The organism is Sporichthyaceae bacterium (genome assembly GCA_036493475.1).
In the GTDB taxonomy this organism is placed as follows: domain Bacteria; phylum Actinomycetota; class Actinomycetes; order Sporichthyales; family Sporichthyaceae; genus DASQPJ01.
This window is the reverse complement of record DASXPS010000144.1, coordinates 1-3,985: the sequence shown is the minus strand read 5'-3', so window position 1 is coordinate 3,985 and position 3,985 is coordinate 1. Positions and strand designations below refer to the sequence as shown.

The 3,985-nt window shown below is 68.5% G+C and carries 3 protein-coding genes; 2 read left to right on the top strand and 1 reads right to left on the bottom strand.

Annotated elements, in window-relative coordinates:
* Positions 1 to 679, bottom strand: a 679-nt coding sequence (locus VGJ14_14830) for a hypothetical protein (protein HEY2833702.1), incomplete at its 3' end; no start/stop codon positions are given.
* 1,301 nt (positions 680 to 1,980) lie between these two features.
* Here VGJ14_14830 and VGJ14_14825 point away from each other — a divergent pair.
* Together VGJ14_14825 and VGJ14_14820 are read left to right on the top strand one after the other, a co-directional pair.
* The gene (locus VGJ14_14825) at positions 1,981 to 3,048 is read left to right on the top strand and encodes a hypothetical protein (protein HEY2833701.1); all 1,068 of its coding nucleotides are present in this window, start codon (positions 1,981 to 1,983) and stop codon (positions 3,046 to 3,048) included.
* Positions 2,973 to 3,941 carry a hypothetical protein gene (locus VGJ14_14820; protein ID HEY2833700.1) on the top strand — a complete coding sequence of 323 codons (969 nt, stop codon included), beginning with the start codon at positions 2,973 to 2,975 and terminating at the stop codon, positions 3,939 to 3,941. Before VGJ14_14825 ends, VGJ14_14820 begins: the two co-directional genes overlap by 76 nt.
* Positions 3,942 to 3,985: the final 44 nt, after the last annotated feature.

The following is a 3,985-nucleotide window of genomic DNA, read 5'->3' as shown; positions in this document are numbered from 1 at the left end:
AGAGAGACCCGCTGCTCGGCCCCGCGTCTTCGATCTGCCCATAGCAGGTGCGCCCGGACGGGCCGATAAGCCGCACCCACCGGTTCTTCATATACGAGAATTGAGGGTTACGGCACTCGCCCGCGTAGCCGGCGTCGTTGGCCCACGGGACGACCTGGCATCGACGTGCGTACCCGGTGCTGTCATTGATGTCGTCGAACGGCAGGTCGAGATAGAATGGATTTCCCTTAGGGGTGACCTTCGTTGGGAAGTAGCCGTTCGATGCGGTGCGGACCTCCGTCTTGCAGGTGCCTGCGTTCGGGATTCCGTCGCAGCCACCGACGATGGATCCGGCACACCCGGCGGCACCCGAGGAGACCTTGCCGTGGTTGACCCCCGACCAGTGGTAGGCCCACAGGGAGTCGTAGGTGGAACACACCTGAGAGCCGTCAGCGACTGAGGCGTTGAACAGCTCACCCACCCAGAACGTGGTGGCCACGATGTTGGTGTGCCACGGGTAGGTGCGGCCTGCCCGAGCCGGCAGCGGATTCGGCGCCGACTGCGCCGAGGGCACCGTGATCGCGGGAGCGAGTCCGGTCGCGGAGCTGACCGGGGTCGCAGTGACACGCGACTGCGACGGCCCGACCTCGGCACCAACGACAACCAACACGATGACGAGACCCAGCACCCCGGCGAGCACCGTCCAGCGGATCCTGGATGAGGGGAGGTAGCCCGTAGGCCGGACCGGACCCGCCAGGGCAACCGGAGGCGAATCCCGTCGTAATGAGATCAATGGATAGCGACCCGAACGGTGGTGGCGACGATGTAGATGTGCCAAGAGTAGCTGGGGGCAGCGGAGAACAGCGGGGTCGTGGGAGTGAGCGGGGTCGTGCGGCTGCGCCCACGGCCGCTTGTACGCATACGACGACCAGGCGCGCCGTGGAGACGCCACGCTCGGCGGGGACTGGTCACCCCGACGCGCATGACGTGACGACATGAACCCGATAGTCAGCGAAAAAACGTCAACACCCCACTCCTGTGGGCCGCTTTCGCCCTGATGGCGTAGCGATCAAACTCAATGACCAAGATCCTTCCACAAGATATGGACAGTCATAGTCGACCTCGTACACGTCGCGGACTTTTGTCGCTGAGCGTCGCCGCCCACCTCTCCCATTCCGGGTCGTGGGCCAGCAGCGCGCCTTACTCCTTCATCGACGACCCGCAGGCGGCTACGTTGGTGACGACGTGATCCCCCGTGTGGTCTTCGTGCAGCCGCTCGAACACCGCAGTCGTGCGTCTGGCTTTGGCTAGGGCCGATGGTTCCCGCCCAGAGTGCGACTCGAGAGCTCCGCAGCAACGCTGCTCGCGCGGGACGAGACCCTCGCAACCCTCCGCCAACCGCACGCTGGCAGCGAGGTCGCCGGAACCACCGTTATCGAGACAGTCCCATTCCTGGTCTCCGTTGACGCCAGTTCCAGAGCTGGTGCGGCTACGGGGACGATGCCTGTAGCCCAGCCCCGTCCTTCGTCCCCCGGCCACCGTGGCAGCGCCAGGCTCCGCTCTCAGCTGGTCCAATGTCATACGGGAATCGACGGCGAGGGGATTACCGGCTCCGACAACAGCACCCGAACGTGGTAGCCGAGCCTCAGACCTCCGGTAGTCGCCATCTGTAGAGTGCTGTGAGCTGCTGCTTTATGGCGGGCGCGCCGTCGGAAATCACATCAATTCTATGGTGTTCGCGGTAGGCTTTGCCGGTGTTGGACGCCCCGTCGCTGCCGCTGGATCTGCCCGGACCCTCACTGCTGCGGCTGGTGTCTTCCGGGGGGCAGTGCGTGGTGTCGTTCGGGGACAAGGTGCTGTTCTGCTTCGCTGGTGACGACAGCGGGATGCGCAACATGGCTGTGGTGTCGCTGACCGACGCCGGGGTGCGGGGTAAGCAGGTCGCCGCGGTGTTCGGGGTTGAGCGCGGAGTACGTCTCGGTCCTGCGGGGTCGGGCCCGGATGGACGGCTCGGCTGGGCTGGTGCGCCGCCGCGGCCGCCCGCCCAAGCTCAACGCGCGTCAGGTGTCGAAGGCTCGGGGGTGGGCGGCCGACGGGGTCACTCAGACCGAGATCGCCCGACTGTTGTCGGTGTCGCGCTCGGTGATCAGCGAGTTGTTGACCCGGCTCGGTCCGGCACCGCGACAGACGGGGCTGCTCGAGCCGGACGCCAAGGCCGGCGTCGCCGATCCGGGCACCGAACCCGAGGCCGTCGGGCCCGCCGTCGTGCACTCCCAGCCGGGCGACACCGGGCCTGGCGATGTCGGGCCCGAGGACGTCGTGTGTGCCGTCGGCGCGGTGAGCGACGCGGCGGCGCCGGTGCGACCGGCGCCGGTGGGACCGGAGCCGGTGGCGGGTGCCGCCCGGATCGGTGCGGGTAGCTTCACCAGCCGGTATGCCGGGGTGATGCTGCTGCACCCATTCCTGGACCGGGTGGACGCGGCCGGGGTGTTGGACACCGCGTGTGGTCCTGGCTCGCGCCGCTACGACGACCTGGCGGTGTTGAGCGCGACGTGTCTGGCCTTCGCTCTCGGGACGCCCACCGTGGAGGCCGGCAAGCACCTGGTCCGCGACCAGCTCGGCCCGGCCGCGGGGATCACCACGCTGCCCGAGCTGCGCACCCTGCGTCCGCGACTGGCCGAGCTGGCCGACGGCTGCGATCCGCTGCAGCTGCAGCGCCGCCTCGCGGCGAGGATGCTGGATGCGGACGCGCCGGGGCTGGGGTTGTACTTCGTCGATGACCACTTCGTGCCCTACGCCGGGGCGAAACCGGTCCCGAAGAGGGGTACAACACCAAACGTCGCCACGCCCAACGCGGCCGCGACGACACCGTGGTCACCGACTACCACGCCCGGGTGGTGTGTTTCGCCTCCGGCGACCCCAGCGGGCTCTCGGTCACCCTGCCCCCGGCGTTGGCGCAGCTGCGTGAGGTCCTCGGCCCGGACGCGAAGATCATGCTCGGGTTCGACCGGGGCGGGTCCTACCCGAAGGTGTTCACAGCCTGCCGCGACGCCGGCGCGGACTGGCTGACCTGGCGGCGCGGGGACCTGGCCCCGGTCACCGCGCCACCGCTGCGCAGCTTCCGGGTCGGGCCCGCCGGGCTGTGCGAGGCGGTCACCCTGGCCGATGAAACGGTCGAGATCACCGACTACGGCCCCGCCCGGCAGCTCACCCTGTTCGAACACGACGCCCCGGTGATGCAGATCCTCACCTCCGACCTGACCGCGCCCGCCGCCGCTCTGCTGGCCTGGCTGCGGTGCCGCTGGCGGATCGAGAACGCCTTCAAATACCTCACCGCCCACCACGGCATCGACGCCCTCGTCGACTACCACGCCGACATCACCCCCGACACCACCAAGATCCCCAACCCGGCGCGGGTCGCCGCCCGCACACACCTCGCCGTCACCGAAACCGAGCTGGCCGACGCCGAACGGGCCCTGGCCCAAATCCTGGCCTCCGACCAACACCACACCGCCATCAACGCCGCGATCCCGGCCGCCGAGGCCCGGATCACCACCGCCCACCAGGGGGTGGCCGCCGCGAAGACCGAACGCGACACCCACCCCGCGAAACTCCCCGCCAACGTCATCGACCCCGACGCGAAACGAGCCCGGCTACGCACCCACCGCCGCGCCCTGCAAATGGTCCTACGACTGCTCGCCTACAACGCCGAACACTGGCTGGCCACCACCTTCAACACCTACCTACAAGACCCCGACGAGTACCGGGCGATCACCCGCAACCTGCTCCACCTCGGCGGCACCATCACCTACACCACCCAAACGATCACCGTCGTCCTCGACCGGCCCGCCACCCCCCGCCTCACCCGCGCCCTACGCATGCTCCTCGACGAGATCAACACCAGCCCGCCCCGACTGCCCGGCGACCCCCGACCCATCACCTACCAACTCACCACAACATGATCCACATTAACCACTCGGCTCAAACCGAGTTCCGGAGGTCTGAG